The sequence below is a fragment of the Saccharopolyspora antiqui genome (assembly GCF_052246905.1).
Classification (GTDB): domain Bacteria; phylum Actinomycetota; class Actinomycetes; order Mycobacteriales; family Pseudonocardiaceae; genus Saccharopolyspora.
The window spans coordinates 98,173-123,681 of the sequence record NZ_JBQQBO010000015.1 but is presented as its reverse complement, the minus strand read 5'-3'; the positions used below and the strand labels follow the sequence as shown (position 1 = coordinate 123,681).

Annotated in this window: 19 protein-coding genes; 8 read left to right on the top strand and 11 right to left on the bottom strand. The window is 64.4% G+C overall.

Going from position 1 to position 25,509, the window contains the following annotated elements; translation table 11 throughout:
• Positions 1-4: 4 nt before the first annotated feature.
• The 3 genes from ACTWQN_RS23235 to ACTWQN_RS23225 all read right to left on the bottom strand — a co-directional run bounded on the left by ACTWQN_RS23235 (position 5) and on the right by ACTWQN_RS23225 (position 5,353).
• Positions 5-1,297 (bottom strand): restriction endonuclease subunit S, encoded by a 1,293-nt coding sequence (locus tag ACTWQN_RS23235; RefSeq protein WP_443205657.1) that lies wholly within the window; start codon positions 1,295-1,297, stop codon positions 5-7.
• Positions 1,294-3,276 carry a type I restriction-modification system subunit M gene (locus tag ACTWQN_RS23230; protein ID WP_443205656.1) on the bottom strand — a complete coding sequence of 661 codons (1,983 nt, stop codon included), beginning with the start codon at positions 3,274-3,276 and terminating at the stop codon, positions 1,294-1,296. Before ACTWQN_RS23230 ends, ACTWQN_RS23235 begins: the two co-directional genes overlap by 4 nt.
• Before the next feature lie 91 nt (positions 3,277-3,367).
• Positions 3,368-5,353 (bottom strand): HsdM family class I SAM-dependent methyltransferase, encoded by a 1,986-nt coding sequence (locus tag ACTWQN_RS23225; RefSeq protein WP_443205655.1) that lies wholly within the window; start codon positions 5,351-5,353, stop codon positions 3,368-3,370.
• Positions 5,354-5,626: 273 nt separating this feature from the next.
• On the opposite strand from ACTWQN_RS23225, the gene ACTWQN_RS23220 reads away from it, so the two are divergent.
• Entirely contained in the window at positions 5,627-7,282 is a 1,656-nt protein-coding gene (locus tag ACTWQN_RS23220) for a TIGR04141 family sporadically distributed protein (protein ID WP_443205654.1), read from the top strand.
• Between the two features lie 635 nt (positions 7,283-7,917).
• On the opposite strand, the gene ACTWQN_RS23215 is transcribed toward ACTWQN_RS23220, so the two are convergent.
• From ACTWQN_RS23215 to ACTWQN_RS23205, 3 genes are all read right to left on the bottom strand, one after another.
• Entirely contained in the window at positions 7,918-8,445 is a 528-nt protein-coding gene (locus tag ACTWQN_RS23215) for a hypothetical protein (protein WP_443205653.1), read from the bottom strand.
• A gap of 408 nt (positions 8,446-8,853) precedes the next feature.
• Positions 8,854-10,272 (bottom strand): hypothetical protein, encoded by a 1,419-nt coding sequence (locus ACTWQN_RS23210; protein WP_443205652.1) that lies wholly within the window; start codon positions 10,270-10,272, stop codon positions 8,854-8,856.
• A 343-nt stretch (positions 10,273-10,615) separates the two neighbouring features.
• A complete protein-coding gene (locus ACTWQN_RS23205; RefSeq protein ID WP_443205651.1) occupies positions 10,616-12,157 on the bottom strand; it encodes a hypothetical protein in 1,542 nt (513 codons plus the stop codon).
• Between the two features lie 981 nt (positions 12,158-13,138).
• Between ACTWQN_RS23205 and ACTWQN_RS23200 the strand changes: the two genes are divergently transcribed.
• Both ACTWQN_RS23200 and asnB read left to right on the top strand, forming a co-directional pair.
• A complete protein-coding gene (locus ACTWQN_RS23200; RefSeq protein WP_443205650.1) occupies positions 13,139-13,375 on the top strand; it encodes a tyrosine-type recombinase/integrase in 237 nt (78 codons plus the stop codon).
• A gap of 461 nt (positions 13,376-13,836) precedes the next feature.
• Positions 13,837-15,672 (top strand): asparagine synthase (glutamine-hydrolyzing), encoded by a 1,836-nt coding sequence (gene asnB, locus ACTWQN_RS23195; RefSeq protein WP_443205649.1) that lies wholly within the window; start codon positions 13,837-13,839, stop codon positions 15,670-15,672.
• Positions 15,673-15,749: 77 nt separating this feature from the next.
• On the opposite strand, the gene ACTWQN_RS23190 is transcribed toward asnB, so the two are convergent.
• A complete protein-coding gene (locus ACTWQN_RS23190) occupies positions 15,750-16,640 on the bottom strand; it encodes a LysR family transcriptional regulator (RefSeq protein ID WP_443205648.1) in 891 nt (296 codons plus the stop codon).
• 115 nt (positions 16,641-16,755) lie between these two features.
• Here ACTWQN_RS23190 and dgoD point away from each other — a divergent pair, with 115 nt between their 5' ends.
• From dgoD to ACTWQN_RS23170, 4 genes are read left to right on the top strand one after another with little or no spacing between them, the layout of a single operon-like run.
• The gene (gene dgoD / locus ACTWQN_RS23185; RefSeq protein ID WP_443205647.1) at positions 16,756-17,952 is read left to right on the top strand and encodes a galactonate dehydratase; all 1,197 of its coding nucleotides are present in this window, start codon (positions 16,756-16,758) and stop codon (positions 17,950-17,952) included.
• Positions 17,952-19,052, top strand: a complete 1,101-nt coding sequence (locus ACTWQN_RS23180) for a maleylacetate reductase (protein WP_443205646.1) — start codon at positions 17,952-17,954, stop codon at positions 19,050-19,052. The genes dgoD and ACTWQN_RS23180 overlap by 1 nt, the downstream gene beginning before the upstream one ends.
• The gene (locus tag ACTWQN_RS23175) at positions 19,049-20,023 is read left to right on the top strand and encodes an NAD(P)-dependent oxidoreductase (protein WP_443205645.1); all 975 of its coding nucleotides are present in this window, start codon (positions 19,049-19,051) and stop codon (positions 20,021-20,023) included. The genes ACTWQN_RS23180 and ACTWQN_RS23175 overlap by 4 nt, the downstream gene beginning before the upstream one ends.
• Before the next feature lie 33 nt (positions 20,024-20,056).
• The gene (locus tag ACTWQN_RS23170) at positions 20,057-21,397 is read left to right on the top strand and encodes an MFS transporter (RefSeq protein WP_443205644.1); all 1,341 of its coding nucleotides are present in this window, start codon (positions 20,057-20,059) and stop codon (positions 21,395-21,397) included.
• Between the two features lie 78 nt (positions 21,398-21,475).
• Here ACTWQN_RS23170 and ACTWQN_RS23165 read toward each other — a convergent pair whose 3' ends face one another.
• A complete protein-coding gene (locus ACTWQN_RS23165; protein WP_443205643.1) occupies positions 21,476-22,417 on the bottom strand; it encodes a hypothetical protein in 942 nt (313 codons plus the stop codon).
• 399 nt (positions 22,418-22,816) lie between these two features.
• Between ACTWQN_RS23165 and ACTWQN_RS23160 the strand changes: the two genes are divergently transcribed.
• A complete protein-coding gene (locus tag ACTWQN_RS23160; RefSeq protein WP_443205642.1) occupies positions 22,817-23,365 on the top strand; it encodes a hypothetical protein in 549 nt (182 codons plus the stop codon).
• Here the strand turns inward: ACTWQN_RS23160 and ACTWQN_RS23155 are convergent.
• From ACTWQN_RS23155 to ACTWQN_RS23145, 3 genes are read right to left on the bottom strand one after another with little or no spacing between them, the layout of a single operon-like run.
• The gene (locus ACTWQN_RS23155) at positions 23,335-23,988 is read right to left on the bottom strand and encodes a response regulator transcription factor (protein ID WP_443205641.1); all 654 of its coding nucleotides are present in this window, start codon (positions 23,986-23,988) and stop codon (positions 23,335-23,337) included. The two genes, ACTWQN_RS23160 and ACTWQN_RS23155, sit on opposite strands and share 31 nt — an antisense overlap.
• The gene (locus ACTWQN_RS23150; protein ID WP_443205718.1) at positions 23,985-25,262 is read right to left on the bottom strand and encodes a sensor histidine kinase; all 1,278 of its coding nucleotides are present in this window, start codon (positions 25,260-25,262) and stop codon (positions 23,985-23,987) included. Before ACTWQN_RS23150 ends, ACTWQN_RS23155 begins: the two co-directional genes overlap by 4 nt.
• Complete coding sequence (locus ACTWQN_RS23145) at positions 25,262-25,471, bottom strand: hypothetical protein (protein WP_443205640.1); 210 nt, start codon at positions 25,469-25,471, stop codon at positions 25,262-25,264. The genes ACTWQN_RS23150 and ACTWQN_RS23145 overlap by 1 nt, the downstream gene beginning before the upstream one ends.
• Positions 25,472-25,509 lie beyond the last annotated feature (38 nt).

Genomic DNA, 25,509 nt, shown 5'->3' with positions numbered 1-25,509 from the left:
CGGTCTACTCCTCGATTCCTCGCCCGCTGGCGGTGGACACGTCGAACTCGCCGGTGACGGCGGCAGTGATCAGGGCTTGGCTGCGTTCAGTGAGAGTCTCCTGCTGACGCGACAACACGTCTCGAATCTGACGATCCTTGGCCTCGGCATCTCTCAGGTACTTGACCGCCTGTTCCTGTTCAACCACATCAGGAAATGGAAAGCGCTGGGGACGAAGCTGTTCACGAGTCAGGTGCGTCATCGTGCTCGAATTCCCTTGGACCTTGAAAACCTTCATGCGCTCGGCCGCGAGCAGACAGAAGTAGAGCCACCACGTCAATTCCGCCCCTCGCGGGCGGATCCGGTGAAGTGCCTTCTGATAGTAGATTTCTTCGATCTCGCCGCCCCATACCGCGGCTCGGCCGGGCCAACTTCCACCCTCGTTGACGAGAAGATCGCCAGCTTGCAGCCGGTAACGCTCTTGCTCTCCGGGTGGGAAGTCCATCATCGCGAGCTCACTCGTGTCGACCTCGCCCCACTGCACGTTCGCGACACGCAGGTAAGGTCGCAAATGATCGCCATGCGATCGATCCTGGTTGAGCATTCTCCCGAGTTCAACCTCGAAATAGTGCGAAACCGCCGCGACTCGCCAGTGGGCAGGGACCGTGCCGAGCCAACCCAGTCCGCTGGGGCGCCGATCATCGACGACACCCGTTCCACGAACCGCGTCGTACACGCGCCGCATAGCCCTTTCTTCCAGGACATCGAGCTGCCTCTCGCGGAGCGTGCTGAGCTTGTCGATGCGGGCGGTCTCGGCGTCGAGGAAGTCGGCGATGCGGCGCTGCTCCTCCAGCGGAGGGACCGGCATCGAGACCGCGCTCATGCGTTCACGACTCAGCTCGATCTGGTTCGTCGAGCCGTTCACCAACGTCTCGAACATGAATTCCTGAAACTCGTCCGATTTCAGGTAGTAGAAGCCGAACCGCTTGTCCACACGAGTCGGATCGAAGCGGGTCACAGTCACATGCCCATCGGCCACGCAAGGACGGCTATCCGGAGACTCCTCGAACCAACCCACGCGACCAAGGGTTCCGGTTCCGGTTGAGTTGACGAGCGTGTCTCCGAACTCCAAGTATCCCTTGAGCTTTCGCGGATCACCGGCAAACTCGTGGAATCGTGTGCGTTCCCAATCGAGTCCCGCGTCTTGGTTCGCCGCCTGGCTCACCATGCGGACCGGGCCGTCGTCCACATAGCTAGGAGCCGTCCCACGTGCGAGCACCGACGTGACGTAGCGAAGCGGCACGTACTCGACGCTCATTCCGTCACCTCCCCCAGCAGCTCCTGGATCTCGGTCTCGAGCTGCTTCAGCTCGGCGTCGATCTCGGCGAGAGGTCTCGGCGGTTCGTACACGTAGAAGTGCCGGGTGAACGGGATCTCGTAGCCGATTTTGGTTTTGGTGTGGTCGATCCACGCGTCGGGGACGTGCGGGAGGACTTCTCGTTTGAGGTAGTCGTTGACGTCCTCGTCGAGGGGCACGTTCTCGTAGTCGCGGAGTTCGGGGTCGGGTTCGGTTGCGCCCTTGGCGATCTGGACTTCGCCTTCGGGGTCGCGGACGCCGACAGCGTCCCGCAGGGCTTTGCTGAAGGGGGCGCCGGTGGGCCATGGGTGTCCGGTGTCGGTGATGGTTTCCCGCATCGCCTTCCAGGCTTCGGCCTTCGTCCACCACGTCTTGCCGAGCAGCGGGCGCAGTGTGGCCACGAACTTGTCGGGGTCGTCGAGTTTCTGGATCGGCTTGGCCTCCCGGAGTGCGGCAAGGGTCTCGTCGGTGATCTCAAACCGCAGCTTCAGTGGACGTTCGACAGTAATCCTGCGGTAGCCGAAGTCATCGTTGTCGAAGGCCTTGACCTTGCCGTGCAGCGGGTGGCTCTCGTCCTTCGCGACTTGCAGCGCTTCCGCGTAGAGCCGGGTGATTTCGGCGATCTGATCCGGCGCGATGTACTTTCGCTTGTCGCCCAACGATTTCCGCATCTTCTGCCAGTACTCGCGGGCGTCGAGCAGCACCACTTTGCCTTTGTAGTCGGGGCTCTTGCGGTTGGTGAGGATCCAGAAGTAGGTGGAGATTCCGGTGTTGTAGAATAGCTGGTCCGGCAGCGCGACGACGGCTTCAAGCCAGTCGTTTTCGAGGATGTGCTGGCGGATCTGGGACTCGCCCGATCCGGCGGCTCCGGTGAACAGCGGGGAGCCGTTGAAGACGATCGCGACCCGGCCGCCGCCGTCCTCGACAGAGTTCATCTTCGACAGCATGTGCTGCAGGAACAGCAGCGACCCGTCGTTGATGCGCGGCAGCGCCGGGTAGAACCGGCTGTTCTCGCCCAGCCGCGCCAGGTCGTCTTCGACGTCCTCCTTGACCTTCTTCCACTCGACGCCGAAGGGCGGGTTGGCCAGCAGGTAATGGAACATTTCGCGCTTGTGGCCGTCGTCGCTGAAGGAGTTACCGAACTTGATGTTGTCCGGGTCCTGGTCTTTGATCATGAGGTCGGACCGGCAGATAGCCCACGACTCCGGATTCAACTCCTGTCCGAAGACCTCGACGGTCGCGCCCGGGTTCATGCGCATGATGTGCTCGTAGGCGGCGCTGAGCATCCCGCCCGTCCCGCACGCCGGATCCAGCACCCGGCGGACCACGCCCTGCTTGCTCAACGCCTCGTCGTCCGGGGCGATCAGCAGGTTCACCATCAGCTCGATGACTTCGCGCGGCGTGAAGTGCTCACCTGCGGTCTCGTTGGACTGTTCGGCGAACCGGCGGATCAGCTCCTCGAAGATGTAGCCCATCTGGTGGTTGTCGACGACCTTCGGCCGCAGATCCAGATCGGCGAACGTGCTGGTCACCTTGTAGAGCAGGTTCGCGCCGTCGAGTTTTTTGATCTGCTGTGCGAAGTCGTAGCGTTCCAGGACCGCGTAGGCGTTCGCGGAGAAACCGCCGATGTACTGCGTGAGGTTGCGCGCCACGTGCGACGAGTCGGCGACGATCGACTTCAGCGTCAGGGGCGTGGTGTTGTAAAAGCGGTGGCCCGACGCCTTGCGGAGGAACGTGTCCGGGTCGAGGTCCCGGTTCCGGTATTTCTCGACTGTCTCCAGGACCTTGTCCCGAGTCGGCTTCAGCACGCATTCGAGGCGTCGCAGCACCGTGAATGGCAGGATCACCTTGCCGTAGTCGGACTGTTTGTAGTCACCGCGCAGCAGGTCGGCGACCGACCAGGCGTGGTTCGCCAACTCGGTGTGCTTGTTCGTGTTCAACGTTGTCCTTGGGTGGTCATCGAAGATCGACAATGGTGCCTGATCGGGGGCGGTGCGCTCGCGATCAGGGTGGTTCTGTGGTGTGCAGTACTCAGGGCTGGTCTTCTGGCGGCAACAGGGCTCCGCTGGTCAGGCCGGTCGTCCACTGCCGGGCGGTCTCGGCGGCGAGTTCGTTGGCGAGTGCGGCTGCCCTCCGGGTCGCGTGCAAGTGCCGAAAGGCCCTGCCGTAGTCGAGCTGCCGTTCCGGTGGCATAAGCGGAACCCGGAGCCGTTTGACGTCGAGCCGCACGATCGACGAGCCGGTCGTGGCGCGATGGGTGTTCTCGTCGGCCGACAGAAATCCCGCCAGGAACCATGAGTCCAGCCGTTCTGGGTCCGGCCGGAGCAGAAAAAGGTGGGCGCCCAGCAGTTTCCCGGTATCGTCCCCGCCAGCCACGCGCGCGGGAACGCTCTTCAAGCCCTGCAGCGTCTCAGGCATGATCACGTCCCCGCGTTCGATCCGGATGGGTTCAACGGGCTTGTCCCGCAGCGATCCCGACGGGCGTGACTCGCCGCGAAGATCACTCAGCGTCAACCTTGGCACATCGCTGGAATCGACGTCAGAATTTCGCGTGGATCCGGTGCGCTGCGTAGGCGTCGCCCGGTATAGCGTGAGCGCACCGCCACGCAGCAGGTCTGCCACGGTCGCGGTCCGCCATGTCATCGGTTCGCCCTCGGCGACCGACCATGCCGCTGTAGTCGGTGTGTCAGACCGTTGCTTCGAGGCAATCGTCGGCGCACTCGCCAGCCCGGCCAGTTCATCACACGCGTGGCCTAGGCGTTTCCGTAGCTCCTCCGCGAAGTCGGCCTGCCCAGCGGGAGAGATCACAGTCCTTGTATGCACTCGGCGAGCTGGAGTGACGTCGACTGTGGCATCGAGCAGATCGACGGCTGAGAGGCGTTGTGCCACATCGGGAACCACCTCGAAACGGTCCTCGGCCTCGTCGAAGTCCCTCCACAGCTCCACAATGCGTTGATCGGACACGTTTCCGGAGGAGGCGTCGACGAACAGCACCGACTTGCCTGTCGCGAGAGCCTCATCCGGGCAGGTCAGCACCCAGATGTGGAGGCTGAGGTGGAACGGCTGGGCGGCACCCGGTGGCAACCCGATCACCGCACGCAGCGCGCCCTGGCGGATCAGCTCGGCCCGCACACGGCGACCGGACGACCGCTCAGCCGCGCCCGGCGGCATCAAGACGACCGCCAGCCCACCGGGTTCGAGGTGCGCAAGACAGTGCTGTACCCATGCCAGCTCCGACTCCGACCTGGGCGGCAGCCCGTACACCCAGCGCGGGTCGTAGGCGAGGTCGTCGTGCCCCCAGTTGCGCACGCCGAACGGCGGGTTACAGAGGACCGTGTCCACGAGGGCATCGGGGAACGCGTCCGCGCGGAGGCTGTCACCAGAGGCCACCGCAGCATCCCCAACGGACTCGACCTTGAGCCTGACCTCGGCCAACGTGGCCTGAACGTCGTTGACATCCTGGCCATACAGGCGATTCGCGCCCCGGCCCGCAGCGGCGGACAGTAGCCCGCCTGCGCCGCACGCCGGATCGAACACGCACTCCGGATAATCGGACGCGAGATTCGCCATCAGCCCGGCGACGGGCTGGGGCGTCGCATAAGCACCGGCGGTGTCCGGGACCAGCACCTCACGAAAGACTTCGACCGTCGCCCGGCCACCGTCCTCCGCCACACAGTGGGCAAGCGCACGCAGGGATTTGACGTCCACGTCGAGCACCGCCGACGCGCCGATACGGTTCGCGAGGTCACCGACCAGCGTCGCCTCCGGCATCTCATGAAGCTCGGCGAGCCACTTCGCATCGGCACGCGCGAGTGACGGAACCAGCTCGGCCAGCACCAGCGCCGCATCTGGATTCGTGCACAAGACGACACGGAGTTCGTCGGCCGGAGACGACCCGGGCAACTGCCCGCGCGCCGCCAGCCACTCCCGCACCTCATCGAGGTCATAGGCCGGGCTGGTGTCAGTACCTCCGGCTGGCGCCGGAAAGTCCGCGTGCCGCCGACGCCAGTTGCTCACAGTGGCGCGAGTAACCCCGGCGAGACGTGAGATGTCGGCTGCGGTGACGTATGTGGACGTCACGACGCCCGCCCCAAGATCCGTCGCATGGACCGAATGCTACACCACCGCCTAGTTGCGAAAGCGTGTTTGACACTGCTTTCACTTCATGGTGTGATTTTGATGCTTTCATAGGTCGGCGCGATCACGCGCCGTCTCCCGCTCTTCAAGCCCGCACACCCTGGGGCTCCAGCACGGGCGCCCAGCTGCCCCTCCAACCCGAAGGGAAAACCCATGCCACGACGCACCTCGTGCAGCACGGTCTCGCTCTACCGCCTCGACGGGGACCTGGACCTTGCCGACTGCCTGCTCGATTCGTCGTCCGCGGACGGCCTCGAAGAGCACGAAGTCCAGCTCGACGAGGTCACGTGCCGACTGGTCATGGGACGGATTCACTCCGAAAAGCCGTCCTGGGCCGCACACGTCAACTCGCTCACCGGAGTGCCGGTGCGCCTCCCGAGTTCGCAACCCTTCGGCGTGCTGCTCGTCCCGTTGCCACCCTGGACCTACGCGCTGATCTGGGGTCACGGACATCGTTTGCTCGACGCCGAGGTTGTCGAGCAGAACTTCGGGCTTCTCTTCGGCATCCGGCGGCTCGATCCGGCGCACCTGCGCACGGTGTCTCGCTCCGCGATGGACATCACCGCGCGGACGACCCAGACCTCGATCCCTGGCGGAGGCGACGTCGGTTCCTTCGGAATGGAGCCTTACGGCGAGTTCGTCAGCCGCTTCAAAGGCCCCGCCGATCTCAACGACCTCACTTACGGTGCGGAAACCGGAAGGGCCCCTCAGATCGAAGCCGGCGACAACCTCAAGGCTCCACTTCCCCGCTTCGGCACGGCTCTGTTGACCGACCTGAACACCATCACCAAGATCGTCGATGAGCCTGACGACGACTCCTCGCTGCGGTTCGCGCACCTGGTCCGGCGTGTTAAATCCCGTGACCTCGAACGACCTCGGCTCGAAGGACGCCTGGCGGAGGCGCTCGCCAACGGAGCCGAACACCACCCGCTCGGAATCGCGTGGCCCGCCAACGAACTCCGCGCAGCCGAGGAAGCGTGGTCGTTCAAGGTGAAAAGCCTCGGCGGTAGCGGCGCGCTGGTCCTGGAACCGAGCACGGAGCTCGATGTGCTCTCCGAGCAATTCCGCGGCATGCCCGCAGACGTGCGGCTCCATCGTCTCCGCACCGCGCGGGTCGTGCCCTGTGCCGACGACGCCGGCGCAGAGGAGATCGGCGCGTCGACGTCGCTGCGCCGGTGGATCGTCTTCGAGACAACAATCGACCACGTCCGATACTGCTATTTCCAGGGGGAATGGTTCCGCATCGGCGAAGAGTACGTCGAACGGATCCGGGACCAAGTCGAAAAGTTGCTCACGCGGAATAACACGACCCTCACGTTCCCAGTGTGGAACCGCGGGGGTGAACGCGGTGACGAGCACAGCTACTGCCATCAGGTCGCCGAGCGCGACGGCTACCTGTGTCTCGACCGGAACTTCGCGCACACTCCCTTCCACCCGAAGTTCGAGCTTTGCGACGTTGTGGGACCGAACGACGAACTCGTACACATCAAGTGGCTGGGCGCGGCAACGGCCGCGAGCCATCTCTACACTCAGGCGGCGGTGTCCGCCGAAGCGTTGCGGGATGAACCCGACGCGGCTCGTCAGCTCAACGAGAAGATCCAGAAACTCTCGCCGGGCCGCCCCGATGCGCAGCCTTCCAAGGTCGTGCTCGCCATCGCGGGACGCTCCTGGGACCCGCAGCAGTTGTTCACGCTCTCGCAGGTAAGCCTGCTGCGGCTCGACCGCACCCTACGGTCGCTTAACACCACGCTCGAGTTCGCCAATATCCCCCATGTCCGCGGGCCAGCGCGCAAGCAGGTAAGGCGCTGAGCCGCACGGATGCGTCTCAGCTTCCTCGCTCTCAACGACCTTGACCGGGATCTTCGCACTTCTCTCGTTCGGATCCGTCGCCACCAGATCGTTCGTCGCCGTGGTACTCATCAGCGACCACCGCCCGCGCGGCGGCCCATCGTCGGATCGGCTCCAACCGCTTCACTACAGCGACCGACACACGCGAACATCTGCGAACCGGTCAGCAACCGGCCCACCAGCACGATCTTCACGAACGCGGAAGAGACTCGGGTGTCCCTCGGGGCGCCATTCTTTCTTCGGGCGGCAAATGTAATACGAGTTGCGCCCGACCGTGTTGCCGAATATTCGCCGGCCGCATAGCGTGCAAAAGATATAGCTTCGCAAGCGATACACACGTTTGCTCTGTAGAGCTTGGATGCCACCGGTACGCTGCGCGAGCGCTCGCGCTTTTCGGCGATCTACTGATCTTGGACGAAGATTTCCAAACTTACTAGCGGTTCGTGGACCGGTTCGGGGCTCCACACCCATTCGCTTTCCGGGTTGGCGCGGTTTTACCGTTGCCCTTGCGTGCCCTGCGGTTCACATCTGCTGCAGCTTCCGCTTGAACATGAGAGTTCGTTTAGTCTTTGCTCAAATAGCAGCAAGGCGTCGCGTCATCGGATCTCAAGGTACTGCCAGAGCATACCCGCAATCGCTGAACCCACCTTCCTGCGCCGATATAGCCGTTGGCGGCAGGCGTTGGAGCATGTCCGCCGAGGTTGTCCGCCCGTGAAGTTCCACCACTCCGGCCAAGTCTCATCGCATCCAGGGGCGGCGCATTGACGTGTCTGGTTCGGCCCGATTCTGTAAAGTGCGCAGAGCTGCCGCACATGCGACGACGTGTAGTAGGCCCGAGCGTCGAGGGTGAACAGAGGCCGGTCGAGGTCGTCGAAACCTTGCAACTCTCGGACTTTCCGCCAGTAGCGTTCGTGCGCGTGCCTGATGCGGCGTCCGGGCTTCGGGATGTTGCGGTGGTCGTAGCGCCAGGACGCCTCCGGCGTGAGCCGCGCTACGGCGATGTCGCTAAGGCCACACACCGCTGAACTGACCACGATCACTTGGTCGACCGCCGTCATATGCTCTAGCACGGCGCCAATCAGGTCGGGATCAAGCTGCGTTGCTCGTGTTGGTTTACGTGCCATGAGGGCCTCCATCAGTTGACGCGACAGCGGCGAGTGTGGCTCAGTTGTTCCTGACTCGGCAAAAACGTCGCAGAAGTTCGTTACAAAACACCCCTTGGTTCTCTTGCATGTATGAACTGGGAAAACTCGAAATTTTGGTGATGTGGGTCACGTCCCGGCTCGTCGCTGCTCGGTTCAGTCGGTGGAATGACAGGACTCGGCTGACCGCCATGCTCAACGAGGCGAGCTTTGAGGGTCGAGGCGACTGGCTCGGTCTGCTTTCCTGGCGGGGCAAGCGTGTCAAGTTCGCATTCGACCAGGATACTGTCGAAGAAGCTCTCCGACGTGTAGGTCAAATGCGATCACCCTCGAACTCGGATGGGACAGGTGCTTACAGGCGTCATCGTGCTTAGGCGCCCCGGATGTCAATCAAGCACGGCGCGCGGTTCGTTTGCCTTTCTTCTTGCTTTTTCCGCGTGCTCTCACTCGATTTTGGCGCTCCCGCTCGGTCTCTGTAGCGTGCTCGATGCCAGCTGTAACAGAGTAGCCCTCCAGTGCACGATTGACTACGAGTTCGCGAAGCTGCTCCACCGTAGTTCCAACAGTCCCGGCGAGGCCATGCTGTACAAGCTCAGTAAACTGTGTCGTCACGAGGTACCGCTCGACCGTTTCGTAGCCCAGTATCCTTCCATTTCGAGGGCCGCGCGTGCATTCATCATTAAGAAGCATGCGGGCGTACGAGACGGGCAAATACATGCCCTCTGCGGGTAGTCTCGGATCGTTAGGTCTATTATTTGGCCAGCGTGCCAGCTTTAGGAAGCAAGAATCCCTGCTGAGCCTCCAGTCGCTCGGTGTTTGCGGTTCTCGGCTGAGTCTTGCAACTTCATCTAGGCGGTCCATCTGGTCGAGCAGGCGAGAATCAACATGAATATTTTTGAAATCTGACGAAATGCGCTTGTACTGGACTAAAACGAAGCTCTTGGTGGCCTCATGATAATAGATCATGTCCGCGCCGAGTCGGCTCTCGACAGGTGTTGCGTTGATATTGGCTACCTCAAGTCGTCGCCCGTTATCATCAAAAAATTCCTGGATATCGCAGCGACTCACTGCGGAATTGAGAAAATCGCCGAAAAAATGAGTAAATTCTCCGGTCGTGCGGGTATCGTGATCGATCAGGGCGTGTTCTACGGGTTCTGGAATGAGTCCAGCCAAATAGGGGGCGTTGCGGTCTGGAGGCCGTTTCCATGCGGCGATTGCTGAGACGGGAAATTTCGCCGCTCGAAACAGTGTGCCGAGGCTATCTTGTTGTTCCTGCCATGAACGGTCCTCGATGCTGTTGCTGTCAAGAGGGCTGGGTTCGGCCATAGCTAAGAGCCATTCCATGAGATTACCCAGCGATGGGTAAGTACGACGTACTACGTCGACGAAAGCGTCGCTGGTTCCGCGAGAAAGTATTGTGGTCGAATTGCCTCTCAACGCATCGTTAAACGCGTTCGAATGGTATTCGCCTAGTGCCTTCAGTAGTCCGTGACTGCCGTCGAGCGGCACGGCTTCCTTGCAGCGGCGAAGTGGATCAATCGTGATGCTCTTGTCAACGGCTCCCACACTGTTGCCCCCAGGACGCATGACCATGCCGAGCCAAACGAGTCTGTGCGGGGTCGAATCATCGGAGCTGGGCGACCTAGAGTGAGGGGTAGCCTTCGATCGGGAACATACCAAGGCAAGCTGCGGAGACGCGTCTGGTGCATGAATCGACGATGGCAGAGCTTTCGTAAGCCGAAGCTCGATTTCCAGTTTCTCGTCGATACTCTGGAGTTCGCGCTCACCTAGGACGACAACATAAGTCACGTCAGGATGTTATAGGAATCGGACCGTGGCCGTGGGGTATTTGGCAGTACGCGTAGGCGCATTCGGAGTCTTCCTGCATGCGCAAGGAACAGCGACGGCCCCGGCGATCTTTCTGGGTGGCGGTGCCGAACGGGTCGTTCGGCACCAGGGCAAGGTCAGCATGCCGTGTTGTAGCGCGTCGTGTTGTGGGACCGAGGTCGGGCAGGGTGTGGCCGTCGCGGACTTGCCGTCACGTGGTCTAGCCGGAGGTATTGGGATGGCCCAGCGCGTCGATCGCGCTGAAGGAGCTGACATGCCCGGCACATCCGCGAGGTTGCGCAGCCAGCGGCTACCGGAGAGCACATCATGTGTGCCGTAAATTTTGGTCATTCTTCGGTACCTCTAGCAGCGTTATCGTGCTTTGAGGATTAATTCGGTTGAACGTATCCTGCGCTATTGTCCATGATCGAGCGAGATCGTTACCAAATACTCGCGATAGTAATGGGGCAAGACGATAGGTCGCCAGCCCTACGCTGGCAACATCATAGATAAGTCGAAGCCTGAATGATCTCGAAATCGGCCAATCACATTCAGGAAGTCGAAATCTCTGCTGTAGGGAGACGATGCCGGCATTGACACCGAAGGTTATTTCATGGCCTGCCGAAAAATCCTCGAACCAGCGTTGCAGCGCATCGCGAAGGGCGTTCTGGCGCCGTTCGAGATCACGGCTAGAAAGACGTCGCTGGTGAGCGCATTCTTCAAGCTCGCCGAACCATTTCCGCAGCTTTGTAGCTGCCTTGGATTCGCGGAGAATGATTGCTTTCTCGATCAAATCTGCAGGAGAGGTTGCCTCTTCTAGGATCACCGAAAGCATCAAAGGAATCGGTGCGTCAAAATAATACTGACGTGTGTCAAGCTGTGCTGTCTTGTCGGTATCGAGAATGTTGCCGGGGCGTAGTTTGGAAAGTCGAGTATACCGAAGGTAATTCATAACTTGCTCCAGCTGTGTCCTGCTCATGACAGGCGTCTCGCCCCATTCGAAGACGCCGCCCGAGGACGGGTCGACAATCCCGTCAAAAACTGCAAGTGCCGCCCTTAATGGATGGGGCATGTACGATGCGGAGTGCAGGTTAGCCAGGTCGCAGTAGTAGTATGTCGCCGCAGCGTTTTTCACCACGTCGACCGCAGCGTATTTCTTGGAATAGTAATAGCTGGGATCGTTTGCCGGTTCGAGTTTTGCAAACGGGCCCTCTTCTAGCGATGCGCATTCCTCCCAATGGCGAATCTTTTTGAAGATGTCATTGTAGCTGGCAGCCAACGCTAAATGCGCGTTTGCCTCACGATTATCACGTTTCATTTGTTGACACTTTTTATAGAGGCCAGACACAGTGAACGGTCCAGTCAAGAGATCCTTTGTCTTCGGTTTGAGCTTCGCAGCCTGATCTGCATGTGCTCGCGCCAGCCCACTGTAGTCGTGCGCGTCGAGATCCTTAAACAGATCGCGGTCAGAGAATCCTGTTCCAAAATATGAATTGCTGATTCCAAGGAATGTGCCCAGAGCGGCTTCGTTCTCCAGAAGTTGCAGATAGGAGCAAAATGAGTCACTATTTGCATCATCAGTAGCGCGGGCCGCGCTTTCCACCAATAGATACTTTGACCGTTGTTCGTTGTTGTCGAGAATTTTGACGATGTTGGCGAGGCCGTCCAATTCCTCCGGTATCTCACACGGGTCGAGATCTACATGTGTCGAGCCATTTTCGGCTGGATACCAGCTATCGAGCAGATTTGGACTCAGGCCGATCTGCTCGTGCAATACGACAGCTTGGACGAGTTGGGCCAGACACGTGATGTCGACCGTGTTCTGAAGATGCGCGTTGAATTGATAGTCCCATTTGTTCTGCGACAATTCTTTCTGTTTGTCGCTTAGTCGCGAGCGGTAGCACTCGGGCGATAGTATCCGAAATGCACCCTGCAATGTGAGGTTGTCAAGTAATAGCACACCGTCTCCGTTTCTTTTAAATGGGATCGACGGTATTCCTGCAAATGTTTCTGCTTTTCAGGTGTCCCTCGGTGGGATGAAGATCATTCTACATTATATGAATGATGGCTTCAACGTTTGCAGTCATCAGTCGAAACTAGATTTCTTGCAAGGGATGTAGATATTGAAGAACTTGAGTCCACCCGTATTGCCTGCGTTCCTGCCGCAAATCGGCCGTGGCCAACTCGGCACACCGCCCGACACAGGCGTGCACCTGGGAACGAGTTACCGAGCGCCCAACGGGCACTGCCGCAACCCGGACGTGGAGGTAGTTCGCCTCGCACACCACGCAAGCTAGGTCATCAGCCTGCAAGGCGGTTAGACCCTCGATAAGTTCGTTCGGGTTCATTCGGGAACCACCGCCTGAACGGCGGCGGTTGCGAACAACGCCAACGGTGGCGGAAACGTGCAGCTCACGGCAGCGGGAGTTGTTTCGTGTAGATGCTGTTCGAACCCGACCGGGGGCACTTATCAAGGCAGGTCAGCACATGTGGAGTTGACCTGCCGTTGCTGGGCTACCGTAGATCGTCTATGTAAAATCCATGGATTTGGGAGATGATCACGGCTCGCCCTCCGCTCCCCCCCTCGGCACCTGGGGTGCGATCCGTACCTACGGCCGAGTCGACGGCAAGTGGGTCCAGGCATTGATCCCTGCAGGCGCGAAGATCGACGGCTGGCGTGCCATGACCAATTACCGCGGACACGACGGCCGCAAGACATTCAGGGCCAACCGCGTCATCGGACTCCCTGACTACCTGTAAACGCTGCCGTTAGTGCGCAAACCGCTCGACGCCCACGAAAGCGAGCCCGTGTTCCCGTCCGGCACTTGGCTGGCGCCACCCCAGCAACATGCAGCGGTCGGTGCGCCGTATGCGTGAGCGGATCGAGTACCCCGACTTCACCACGCATGTCGGACGCAAAACTGTCACCACAATCCTGGACATGTCCGGGCAGACCGCCCGCGAAATTGCTGACCAGCTCGGGCACGCCAACCGTGCTATGACCCAAAACGCATACATGGGACGCGGGGTAAGGAACCCGGCCGTCGCATCGGCGCTCCACGCAGCCTACAAACCTAAGGGCTAATCGCGGAGAAGTCGGCTGGCGAATCCCGTTCCTGCTCGCCGTCGAGATCGACCCCGTTTGGTTGAGATACTCGCCAGCTAGGCGGGCGGCAACTGCCTCCTGACAGTGCGCGATCCTCATCTGGTCCACCCAGTAGCTGGATCCCCGCCAACTCGAAGAGGCTGGTGGCACGGACCTTCGGGACTACCTCGCGACCATTTGGACGCTCCCGAAACCTCGCACGAACACCGCGAACGCCTCGCCGATGTCCTCCGCCGCGTCGCCCGGATACCCACCCATCGGCACTGACCTGCGGTTTCAGGCACTTTCGCCCACCTCGCACATATCCGACGGGCCAAGTGAGGTAGGTCACCGGCCGCATCGGGTCGGTCACTCGTCTGCCGGGTGGCGGCCGCAGCCGAGAAGCCTAGGCTGAAAGTTAGTTAGCATAGAAAACATTTTTTAGTGATGGGGTGGTAACAATGTGCGGCATCGCCGGGTGGGTTTCGTTCCGTCGCGACCTGACCACGCAGCAGGCCGAGGTGGACGCGATGACCGAGACCATGTCCTGCCGCGGGCCGGACGCGTCGGGCACCTGGTATGCGCGGCACGCCGCGCTCGGGCACCGTCGGCTCGCGGTGATCGACCTGCCCGGTGGCGCTCAGCCGATGGTGGTGGACACGCCGGACGGCGCGGTCGCGATGGTCTACTCCGGCGAGGCGTACAACTTCACCGAGCTGCGCGATGAGTTGCGGCGGCGTGGTGTCCGGTTCGACACCGATTCGGACACCGAGGTGGTGCTGCGCGGGTACGTGGAGTGGGGCGAGGCACTCGTCGAGCGGCTGAACGGCATGTACGCCTTCGCCATCTGGGACACGCGCAGCGACAAGCTGGTGATGATCCGGGACCGGATGGGGATCAAGCCGTTCTACTACTACGAGACCGGGGACGGGGTGCTGTTCGGCTCCGAGCCGAAGGCGATCCTGGCCAACCCGCTCGCCGAGCAGGTGGTCGGGCTCGACGGGCTGCGGGAAGTCTTCGCGTTCGCCAAGACGCCCGGCCACGCGATCTGGGAGGGCATGCGCGAGCTGCGTCCTGGCCATCTGGCCGTGGTCGACCGCAACGGCCTGCGCGAAACGTGCTACTGGAAACTTGAGGTCAGCGAGCACACCGACGACCAGCAGGCCACCGTGGCGCACGTGCGTGAGCTGCTCGACGACATCGTCCGGCGGCAGCTGGTCGCCGACGTGCCGCGGTGCACGCTGTTGTCGGGCGGGCTGGATTCCTCGGCCATGACCGCCCTGGCCGCCGGGCAATTGCAGGAGCAGGGCGAGGTGGTGCGCAGCTTCGCCGTGGACTTCCCCAACCAGGCCGAGAACTTCCGGGCCGAGGACATCGCGCCAACCCAGGACACCCCCTACGTGCACGCGGTCGCCGAGCACATCGTCTGCGAGCACGAGGACATCGTGCTGGACGGTGCCGCGATGGCCGATCCGGCCGTGCGGGCCGCCGCAGTGGGCGCCCGCGACATCCCGGTCGGCATGGGAGACCGGGACAACTCGCTGTACCTGCTGTTCAAGGCGATCCGGGGGAAGTCCACAGTGGCGTTGTCCGGGGAGTCCGCGGACGAGGTCTTCGGCGGCTATCCCTGGTTCCACGACGACGTCCAGCGCAACGCGGATACCTTCCCGTGGCTGGCGAACTCGCGCTCACCCATCAACACCACCGGACTGCTGAACGCGGAGCTCACCGCGAAACTGGACCTGGACACCTACAAGGCCGACCATTACCGGCAGGCGCTGCGCGAAGTGCCGCACAAGGACTCCGAAACCGGGCTCGAACGGCGGATGCGCGAAGTGTGCTACCTGCACCTGACCCGGATGGTGCAGAGCCTGCTCGATCGCAAGGACCGCATGTCGATGGCAGTCGGTCTGGAGGTGCGGGTGCCGTTCTGCGATCACCGGCTCGTGCAGTACGTGTTCAACACACCCTGGTCGCTGAAGACCTACGATGGCCGGGAGAAGAGCATCCTGCGCGGCGCCACGCGCGACGTGCTGCCGGAATCGGTGGCCAACCGGAAGAAGAGCGGCTACCCGGGCAGTTTCGACCCCGACTACCTGGCCGCCATCCAAGGGCACGTCCACGACCTCCTCCACAGCGACCACCAGGTCCTGGACTTCTACGACCGGGACGCGGTCAAGGCCGCCAGCACCGCGACCATCTCCGGAATCACCAACGCGCAGCGGTCCGGGCTCGAACGAATCCTCGATTTCGCCACCTGGCTCGACCTGCGCAAACCCGTCCTGAAACTGGACTGACCGGCAGGCGGCGCACCCTGGCCGAACCTGCCCGCAGGTTGGCCAGGGTGGCGGGCGAGGCTGAGCTCGGCGGGTAGCTACTGCATGTCCCGGCCAGCCACATGGGCGGCGGCCACGAAGGCGCGCGTGGCCGGGGCGCTGCTGTCAGCGTGGTACGCCACGCCGATGCTCAGGTACGGCCGGGGACCGCTGATCGGCCGGTATTGCACGCCGTCGCGGGCCAGCCGCTGGGTTCGCGACGCGATGAAGCCGAGTCCGACCCCGGACGCGACGAGCCCGATGATCGACTGCGCCGGATGCGCCTCCATGGCGATTTTGAGGCTGAACCCAGCGTTCTGGCACAGCAGGAGAACGGTGTCGTAGAGGTGCGGCGCGATCTGCCGGGGGAAGATCACCACGGGTTCGCCCTCCAGGTCGCTCAACCGAACCTCGTCCCGTTCGGCGAGCTCGTGTCCGTCCGGGAGCGCGAGTTGGAACGCCGTGCGGCCGATCTGCTCAGTGGCCAGTGCCGACTCCTCCAACGGCGGGTGCACGAGACCCACGTCGATGTCGCCGTGCATCAGGGCACGCTCCTGTTCGGCGGTGGTCAGCTCGCGGACCACCAGCCCGACCTTGGGCAGCCGCTCCCGGAATCGGGCGGCGACCTCGGGGAAGACCACGTAGAGCGCGGGCGAGGTCACGCCGACGGTCAGCTGGCCGATCTCCCCGCGCGCGGTGCGCAAGGCCAGCTCGGCGGCGACGTCCATCTGGCGCAGCGTCTTGCGCGCCTCCACCGCGAACACCTCGCCCGCCGGGGTCAGCGACACAGTCCGCTTCGTCCGGTGCGCCAACCTCAGTCCGAGCTGCCGTTCGAGTTTGCGGATCTGCTGGCTCATCGCGGGCTGGCTGATGTGACAGCGCTCCGCGGCGCGGTGGAAGTGCAACTCCTCGGCCAAGGCGACGAAACATTCGAGCGAGGATCGGTCCACTCCCCCGATGCTCGTCTGATAATCACACCGAATCAATACATGCGAACAAGAAATTGGACGTAATCGACGCGCGACTCCTAGCGTGAGCCCACCACGTCACGAAGGAGTCGCCCGGATGTCCGTGCCCGAGGGTCTCCCGATCCGCATCACCGCGGTCGAGACGACCGTAGTCAATGCGGAAATGCGCAACTGGATCCTCGTCAAGGTCCGCACCGACACCGACGGGCTGCACGGCTGGGGCGAGGCCAGCCTCAACTGGAAGACCCGCGCGGTGCTCGGCGCGATCGAGGACCTATCGAGCATGATCGTCGGCCGGGACCCCCGGGACATCGAGCAGCTGGTGCGGATCATGACCAAGCACAGCTACTACCAGCTGGGCATCATCGGCGCGACCGCGATCAGCGGCATCGAGCACGCCCTGTGGGACATCCTCGGCAAGTCGCTCGGCCAGCCGGTCTGGCGACTGCTGGGCGGCCGGGTCCGCGACTCGGTGCGGGTCTACACGCATCTGGGCCTGGGCGACATGCGCTCGGTCTACGACACCGTCGACATCGGACAGGCGCGGGAGAAGGCCGCTGCCGTGGTCGAGCAGGGCTACGACGCGCTGAAGGTCGTGCTCATCCCGTACGGCCACCACCTGACCGTCGCCGCCGAACGTCGGCACGTCGACAAGCTGATGGCCGCGCTGCGCGACACGGTGGGACCGGACGTCGACATCATGATCGACTTCCACGGGAGGACAGCGTCGATCGCCGCCGCCCTGCAGTACATCGACGTGCTGGCGCCGTACGACCCGTTGTTCTGCGAGGAACCGGTGCAACCGGGCAACACCGAGGCGCTGCGCGAGATCACCCGCCGCGCCCGGACGCCGATCGCCGCCGGCGAACGGCTGGTCGGCCTGCGCGAGTTCCTGCCGGTGCTCGCGGCGAAGGCCGTGCACGTGGCGCAGCCGGACCTCAACCACACCGGCGGTCTGCTGGAAGGCAAGCGCATCGCGGCAGTCGCGGACACCGAGCTGGTCGGGATCGCGCCGCACAACCCGAACGGGCCGATCGCTGGTGCGGCGGCGCTGCACTTCGACGTCAGCACGCCGAATTTCCTCATCCAGGAAGAGATGAGCGGCGCCGTGAGCTGGTACGACGACGTCGTCCGCACGCCCATGCGCCGGGTCGACGGTCACTGGCAGGTGCCCACCGAACCTGGACTCGGCGTGGAGGTCGACGAACGGGAGGCCGCGAAGCACCCCTACCAACCCGAGGTGCCGCACAGCGGTTCCGCCGTGCTCGCCGACGGAACGGTGGTGGACTGGTGATGCGGACCTTCGACTACCCGGGCGGCGTGCACAACGCGACCCCACCGCGCGTCGTGTTCGGTCCGGGCAGCGCGGCTGGCCTGCGCGACGAGGTGGAGCGGCTGGGCGCCCAGCGCGCCCTAGTGGTCACGACACCGGGCCGGGTCGCGCTCGGCAACCGGATCGCCGCGCAGATCGGGGACCGCTGCGCGGGCCTGCTGCCCGAGGCGATCTCCCAGGTGCCGATCGAGCTGGCCCGGCGCGGCCGCGACAAGGCCGCCAGCGCCGGTGCCGACTGCCTCGTCGCGGTGGGCGGCGGCGCGGCGACCGGACTGTGCAAGGGCATCGCCTACGAGTCCGGCCTGCCGATCATCGCGGTGCCCACCACGTACTCGGGCTCGGAGATGACCGGGTTCTGCGGCATGACCATCGACGGCATCAAGCGCATGCACGAAAGCCTCGCCATGCGACCGTCCACAGTGGTCTACGACGCCGAACTGTCCCAGCAGCTCCCGCTGCCGATCAGCGCCGCGAGCGCGCTCAACGCGCTGGCGCACTGCGTCGACTCGGTCTACCTGCCCTCCATCAGCCCGCTGCTCGTCCCGGCCGCGGTCGAGGGCGCCCGCGTCGTCGCGAACGCACTGCCCCGGCTGTCAGCCGCCCCGGACGACCTGGAGGTGCGCAACGAACTGCTCTACGGCGCCTACCTCGGCGGCGCGGCGCTCACCGGCGGTTTCGCGCTCCAGCACGCGATCGCGCACATGCTGGGCGGCAGCTTCGGCGTCGAGCACGGGGTCGCACACGCGGTCGTGCTGCCCTACGTCACCGACCACCTCGTGCGCCGCGCGCCCGAACAGCTCGGTCGCATCGCCGACGCGATGGGCACGCCGGATCTCCCCGGCGCCATCTGGGACCTCGCCGCCGACGCCGGGCTGCCGGTGAACCTGACCGACGCCGGACTCGGACCCGGCGACCTCGAACGCGCCGTCGAAATCGCTACTACCGCCGAGGACCACGACGACCCGCGCCTCGCGGGCAACCCCGCCCCGGTGACCAAGGACGTCGTCGAGTCCATTTTGGACGCGGCGACGCGCGGAGCCCGGCCAGGAGGCCGGTCATGAAGATCATCATGATCGGCGAAGCCGCCGAGCACGAGGACGAACTGCGCTCCGGCTTGGACAGTCCACATCGGATCGTTTCGTGGCCCCGCGAAACCGCCAACTCGGCCAGCCACGACACCGAAATCGAACCCGACGACGTCGTGATCACGCTGCGCTGGTCGCGCGAAGATCGCGACGTGCCGCCGTTTCGGCTGCTGCACGTGCCAGGCGCCGGACTCGACGGGGTCGACCTCGCGGCCCTGCACCCCGAAACCATGGTGGCCAACGTCTTCGAGCACGAGATCCCGATCGCCGAGTTCGTCCTCGCCCGGCTCCTCGAATGGGAAATCCGGGCCGCGACGATGCAGGCATCGTTCACGTCGGCCGACTGGCCGGAACAGTACCGACACCGCACCCCGCACGGCGAGATCCACGGAAAAACGCTCGGCATCATCGGCTACGGACGCATCGGCCGCGCGATCGCCGCCCGTGCGGCGGCCTTCGGTGTCCGAGTCGCCGCCGTCGACGACTTCGCCAGACCCGACGACGTGACCGAGCTACTGCCCACCGGATCGCTGCCCGAGTTGTTGGCGCGCAGCGACTACGTGGTCGTCGCCTGCCCCCTGACCCCGGAAACGACCGGTCTCATCGACGCCGCCGCGCTCGCCGCGATGCCGTCGCACGCGGTGCTGGTCAACATCTCCCGCGCCCCGATCATCAACGAGGACGCCCTCTACGCGGCGCTGCGCGAAAAACGCATCGGCGGCGCGATCCTCGACGTCTGGTACCGCTACCCGGCCTCGTCCAACGACGTCGTCGCCCCCGCGACGCAACCGTTCTGGGATCTGCCCAACGCGTGGTGCACCCCGCATTCCAGCGCCTGGACCCACCAGCTCCCGCACCGGCGCTACGCCGTCATCGCGGACAACATCAACCGGCTCGTGGCTGGACAACCGCCACGCAACCTCGTGCGGGCGAGATCGGCACGTTGATCCCGCTCTGGTTCAGCTCAAGGAGGAGCGACCATGGATGCGAACCTCGATCGAGAGGCGATCTGGGCTGAGTCCAGGCGGCGCCTCACCCCCGGCGCCGTGGTCGGCAGCCTCATCGAGTGGTACGACATCGCCGTGTACGGCCAGGCCGCCGCACTCGTCTTCAACACCCTGTTCTTCCCCAGCTTCTCCACCACCGCCGGACTGGTCGCCTCATTCGCCACCTTCGGGGTCGGCTACTTCGCACGACCGCTCGGCGCCATCATCTTCGGGCACCTCGGCGACAAGCACGGCCGCCGTGCGTCCCTCGTCGGCACCCTGGTGCTGATGGGCGCGGCCACGGTCGTCATCGGCTTGCTACCGACCTACCACAGCGCCGGACTGCTCGCGCCGGTACTGCTCGTGGCCTGCCGACTCGTCCAGGGACTCGGCGTGGGCGCGGAATACGCGGGCGCGGTCATCATGGTCGCCGAGTTCGCCCCCGACAAACGCCGCGGCTACTTCGCCGCACTCCCCGCCAGCGGCGTGTTCCTCGGCATCGGCCTCGCCGCCGCCGTGACCGCCGCGGTATCCGCGCTACCCGAGCCGCAACTGTTGGCCTGGGGCTGGCGAATCCCATTCCTGCTCAGCTTCATCGTCGTCGGCATCGGACTCATGATCCGCCTCCGAGTCCCCGAATCACCCGTGTTCACCGAAATCAAGCAAGCCAGGGCCCGCACCCGGTTGCCGCTCGCCACGATGCTCAAGGCCGTCCCGAGGCGGTTCCTGCTGGCGATGGTCGCCAACGGCGTGCTCGCGTTCAACATCTACGTGGTCCAGACCTACTCGCTGAGCTACCTCGCCAGCAAACACGTCTCGAAAAGCGTCGCACTGGTGGCGCTGCTCTTCGGCTGCGCGGTAGGCGCCGCGGCCATCCCGATCATCGGCAAGCTGTCCGACCGCAGCGGCCGCAAACCCGCGTACCTCGTGGTCAGCGCCGTGTGCGCGCTCGTACCGTTCCCCTTCTTCTGGCTGCTCGACACCCGCAACGCGGTGCTGATCCTGATCGCGTTCGGGCTCGCGTTCGGCAGCTGCCTGGCCATGTTCGGCTCGCAAGCCGCCTACTACGTCGAACTGTTCCCCGCCGCCTACCGGTTCAGCGGCTTCGCGCTCGCCCGCGAGATCCCCGGCGCCGCGCTGGCTGGCCCCGCACCGGTGATCGCGGTCGGACTCGTCACGCTCGCCTCCGGTTCACCGATCCTCCTCGCAGCAGCGATGGCGATCGTCGCCGCAGCCGGATTCGTCGCGGTACTCGCGCTACCGGAAACCCGCGGCATCCCGCTATCCGACCCCACCACCACGCTGAACGTCACCGTCCCCGCCGAAGAACGCTGACGTTTCGCCCGAACTTGACCTCTTTCACATGAGCAGGACACTGCACTGCGCCACGCTGATGATTCGCTGCCGATCGACCTACGGGTTCGATGAAACCAGCCGCGTACGAACGAGCGCCGCCAGCATCGTGGCGCCCGCCACCACTGCTGCCAGGTGCAGGACTGCCGCGAGTGCGAGGTTTTCCGGCAAGCCTGCATCGGCCGGTTGCGCGACTGCGAGGTACAGGGTGAACGGAAGCTTCCAGCCGCTCCAGGCGAACAGCGAGCCCGAGCCGAGCCAGCCGAGCACCATCGGGATCCATCGAGGGACTCCTGCGGGCCGCCCTCGGACGGCGGTCCAGGTGGCGGCGGAAGCCACGATGGCCCAGAGCCCGAAGACGCCGGACAGCACATGCCAGTTGAGGTCCCGCTCGCCGCGGTGGGCGACACCTGCGGTGCCGCCCACCGCCCAGTAAAGCCAGATGAGACCGACTGCGGCACCGACCACGACCATCCAGGGCGGCACCCTTGGCGAGCCCCCTCCACCGTCCCCGAGCCGACCCGCGAACACGTCCGGCCAGCGCCGCCGCAAGTACGTGGGCAGCGCGACGGCCAGCCCCAGCCCCATGCCCACAAACCCGATCTGAACCAGTGCGGCCTCCCAGATCGGCATCGACGGGCCTGCGTCGCGCCCGCTATCCGGATTGCCATCCGCCGAGCCCAGCAGCGAACTGAGAACGGCGTAAGGCAACACCGGGACGGGGAACCCCGTCCCAACCCAGGCGCAGAAAGCCAACGGCGCTCCCGGTATGCGCATCCCCCACGGCCGCACCAGCGCGAGCGCCACCGCGATCCCGATCCCCGCCATAGCGATCGTTGCGCTGTTGAGCACCACCCACTCCACCTTGCCGAAGCCGGTCCCGACCGGCAGCAGCCCCAAGAGTGAACCGATCACCCACGACACCTTGATCAGCAAGTACGGCGTCAGCGCCAGCGCTGCCCCATATGCCGCGACCCGTCCGGCCCGATCCCAGCGATCCATCTGACCTCCCAATCCGAGCAACGGAGTTCAAGTCTCATCCACCGCGACGAATCCGAAGTAGACGATCGCGAACACCCGACCGCGTTGCCCAGCACCCAGGTGACTTTCAGCCCCAGGTAGACGCTGGCACCAACGCTGACGATCGCTGCACCGATGCGTTGGATGAGGCCGGGACGCGCGCCCGGCTCCGGGCGTCTGACGACGTCCGAGCCGCGGCTGATGATCAGCATGATCGCATCGTGATCCTGCCGCGCAGTCCGGTGCTTCGTTCCGGAGAGGGACAACTGTCGCTCTCGCGAGGGACTCGGAAGCCGTCCCACCGCAGCTACGTTTGCCGCGTCCGGTGTCGTCACACCGTGTACGCAGGTCGGACGGACAGTCGCAATAGGAGGGTCTTCGATGAGAGAGCACGCGATCAGGGCGGGAGTTCGGCCCCCCGTCGGCATCAGGATCTGCGCCTACGCCATACCGTTGTGCATCCTGCCGTCGGCGCTGTGGCGACTGTTCAGTGCCGCCCGCACGCTGGTCACGAATGTGAACCCGTGCTCAAGCCACAACGTCCTCGAAGTGATCTACGTGCCGAGCCTGTCGTTCGGCTCCATGGCTCTGGGGTTGCTTGCGATCGGTCTGGTGCGTCCGTGGGGTGAGGTGTTGCCGCACTGGTTGCCCGTTGTCGGGGGACGGGCGGTGAATGCGCGTGTCGTCACGGGTGCGGCGTACGCCCTGGCGGCGCTGCTCGCGACTGTCATCGCGGTGTGGCTGCTGCGTGGCGGTCCGCACCAGGCTCCGCTTCGAGCTCTGCCGCCCGGGTGCCACCAGCCGGGCTGGGATGTCCTGCGGTGGTACGTGCCCCTGCTGTTGTGGGCCCCGCTGCTGGCCATCGTTACGCGCAACTACCAGCTTCGGCACCGGCTCGGTCAGTCCAAGGGGACGAACCCGCTCTCGTAAGCGCGGATGACGGCCTGCACGCGATCGCGCACACCGAGCTTGGCGAGGATCCGCGCGACGTAGGTCTTCACCGTCTCGACCGTCAGGTGGAGCCGTTGTGCGATCTCGGCGTTCGACAGTCCGGAGGCGATCAGTCGGAGCACCTCGCCCTCGCGTTCGCTCAGCATCGGCAGGCCGGGGCGGCCAGCTGCGGCGTCCACGTGGCGGGAGACGAGCCTTCGGAGGACGTCCGGGAACAGCAAGGAGTCGCCGTGGTGAACGGTGCGGATGGCGTGGCGGACCGACTCCGGAGCCGACCTCTTGAGCAGGAACCCCTGTGCTCCGGTCTGCAGCGCCTCCTGGACATATTCATCGTTCTCGAACGTCGTCAGCATCAGCACCTTGGTGTCGGAATGCCGCGCGCGCAAGATCCGGGTCGCCTGGATCCCGTCCACCCGCGGCATCCGGATGTCCATGCACACCACGTCCGGTCGCAGAGATGCTGTGGCGGACACCGCCTCGGCACCGTCGCGCGCCTCGCCGACGACGCAGAGGTCTTCGCCGTCGATCAGGGCGCGCAGCCCCGCGCGCACGAGGTCTTCGTCGTCTGCGAGCAGGACCCTGATCTGGTTGACGGCGTTCACGGTTCCTCCTGTTCCGGGACCGGCAAGGTCACGTCCAGATGCCAGGTGCCGTCGCGTTGGCCGGACCGCATCCTCCCGCCGAGGAGATGGACCCGCTCGCGGACTCCGGCAAGCCCTCGTCCACCCCCACGGCCGCCACCAGCCGCCGGCCCAGCACCGGCCACCGGGTTGGTCACCTGGATGTGGAGGCGCTTGTAGCGTCGCCCCAGGCTGATCCGCACCGGTTGGCCTGGTGCGTGCCGCAGGGCGTTCGTGACACCTTCCTGCACGATCCGGTACGCCTCGCGGGAGACGGCCGAGGGCAGCGTCGCGAGGTCCTTGATCTCCGATGAGACGACGATTCGCTGACCACCTTCGCGTGACGCGCGCACGAGACCGTCGAGACTGCTGAGATCGTGAACGGGCTGGCGCTGCGCGGCCTCCCGGTCCTCCCGCAGCAAGCCGAGGATGGCATCCAAATCCTCCAGCGCGCGCCGGGCCGCGGTTTCGACGGTCTCCAGCGACCCCGCTAGAGCCTCGCTTTCCGGCGGTACGCGGCGCCGCGCCACCGCCGTCTCCAAGACGACGACCGTGAGCGCGTGGCCGACGCTGTCGTGCAGTTCCCGGGCGAGTCGGGTGCGCTCGACGAGATGCGTCGTCCGCGTCTCAAGTTCGGCCAGGAGTTCTGAGACGGACGGACCGAGCAACGCCGGTGCGAGCCGCGCCAGCAACGCGCCGCAGGCGAACAGCGCGAGAAAGACTGACGCGACGCCGAGGAGCCACACGACCGACACCGGGACGGCCCCACCCCAAACACCCGTGAAACCCCACAGCGACAGCCCGGTCAGATGTGCCTCGTGCGGCGCGACCGCACGGACCAGGTGGTCCACCGCCAGGATGCCGCCAACGACGGCGGCCCCGGCGAGACCACCGGCGAGGAGATGCGCCCAGAACCACGTGACGGTGCGCCACCGCTGGTCCCAGGTCCTCGGCGGCCCAGGTGGATGCCCCCGAAAGTCCACCCCCAGCAGGGAAGTCGCCGCCGCACCCTCAAGATGTCGCAGCTGGGGAAGAAATCCCAGCAGAGTCGGCGGGACGACCACCACCGCGGCAACGAGGAGCCTGTTGAACGCGACCGGCGCCCGGTCCCACAACGCGTCCGCAACCACCAGATCGATGGACCCGAACGACAGCGCGAGCGCGGAGCCGGTGAGCAAATAGACGACTCGCAAGGCATACCTGGAGCCGCGCAGCCAACGAACCCGGCGCCACGTCGAGGAGTCCGCTCCGTGCATCACAACGTCATCTTCGCAGGGCTTCGGCGCCGGAAGACAGCATTCTGCAGGACATCGCGCCGACCGCCGACCCGACCGCTGCTGGGCGCACCTACTCCGCATCGTCCACAAATTCCCACCACCTCCTGGCCGGGCTCACCGCCCGCGCCCTCGATGCCGGGCTGCCCCCACAGGATTTGCACCAGGAGCTGCTCCACGGTGTCGATCAACGAGTTCGAACGCATCCTCCACCGACGCGGGCTGCACC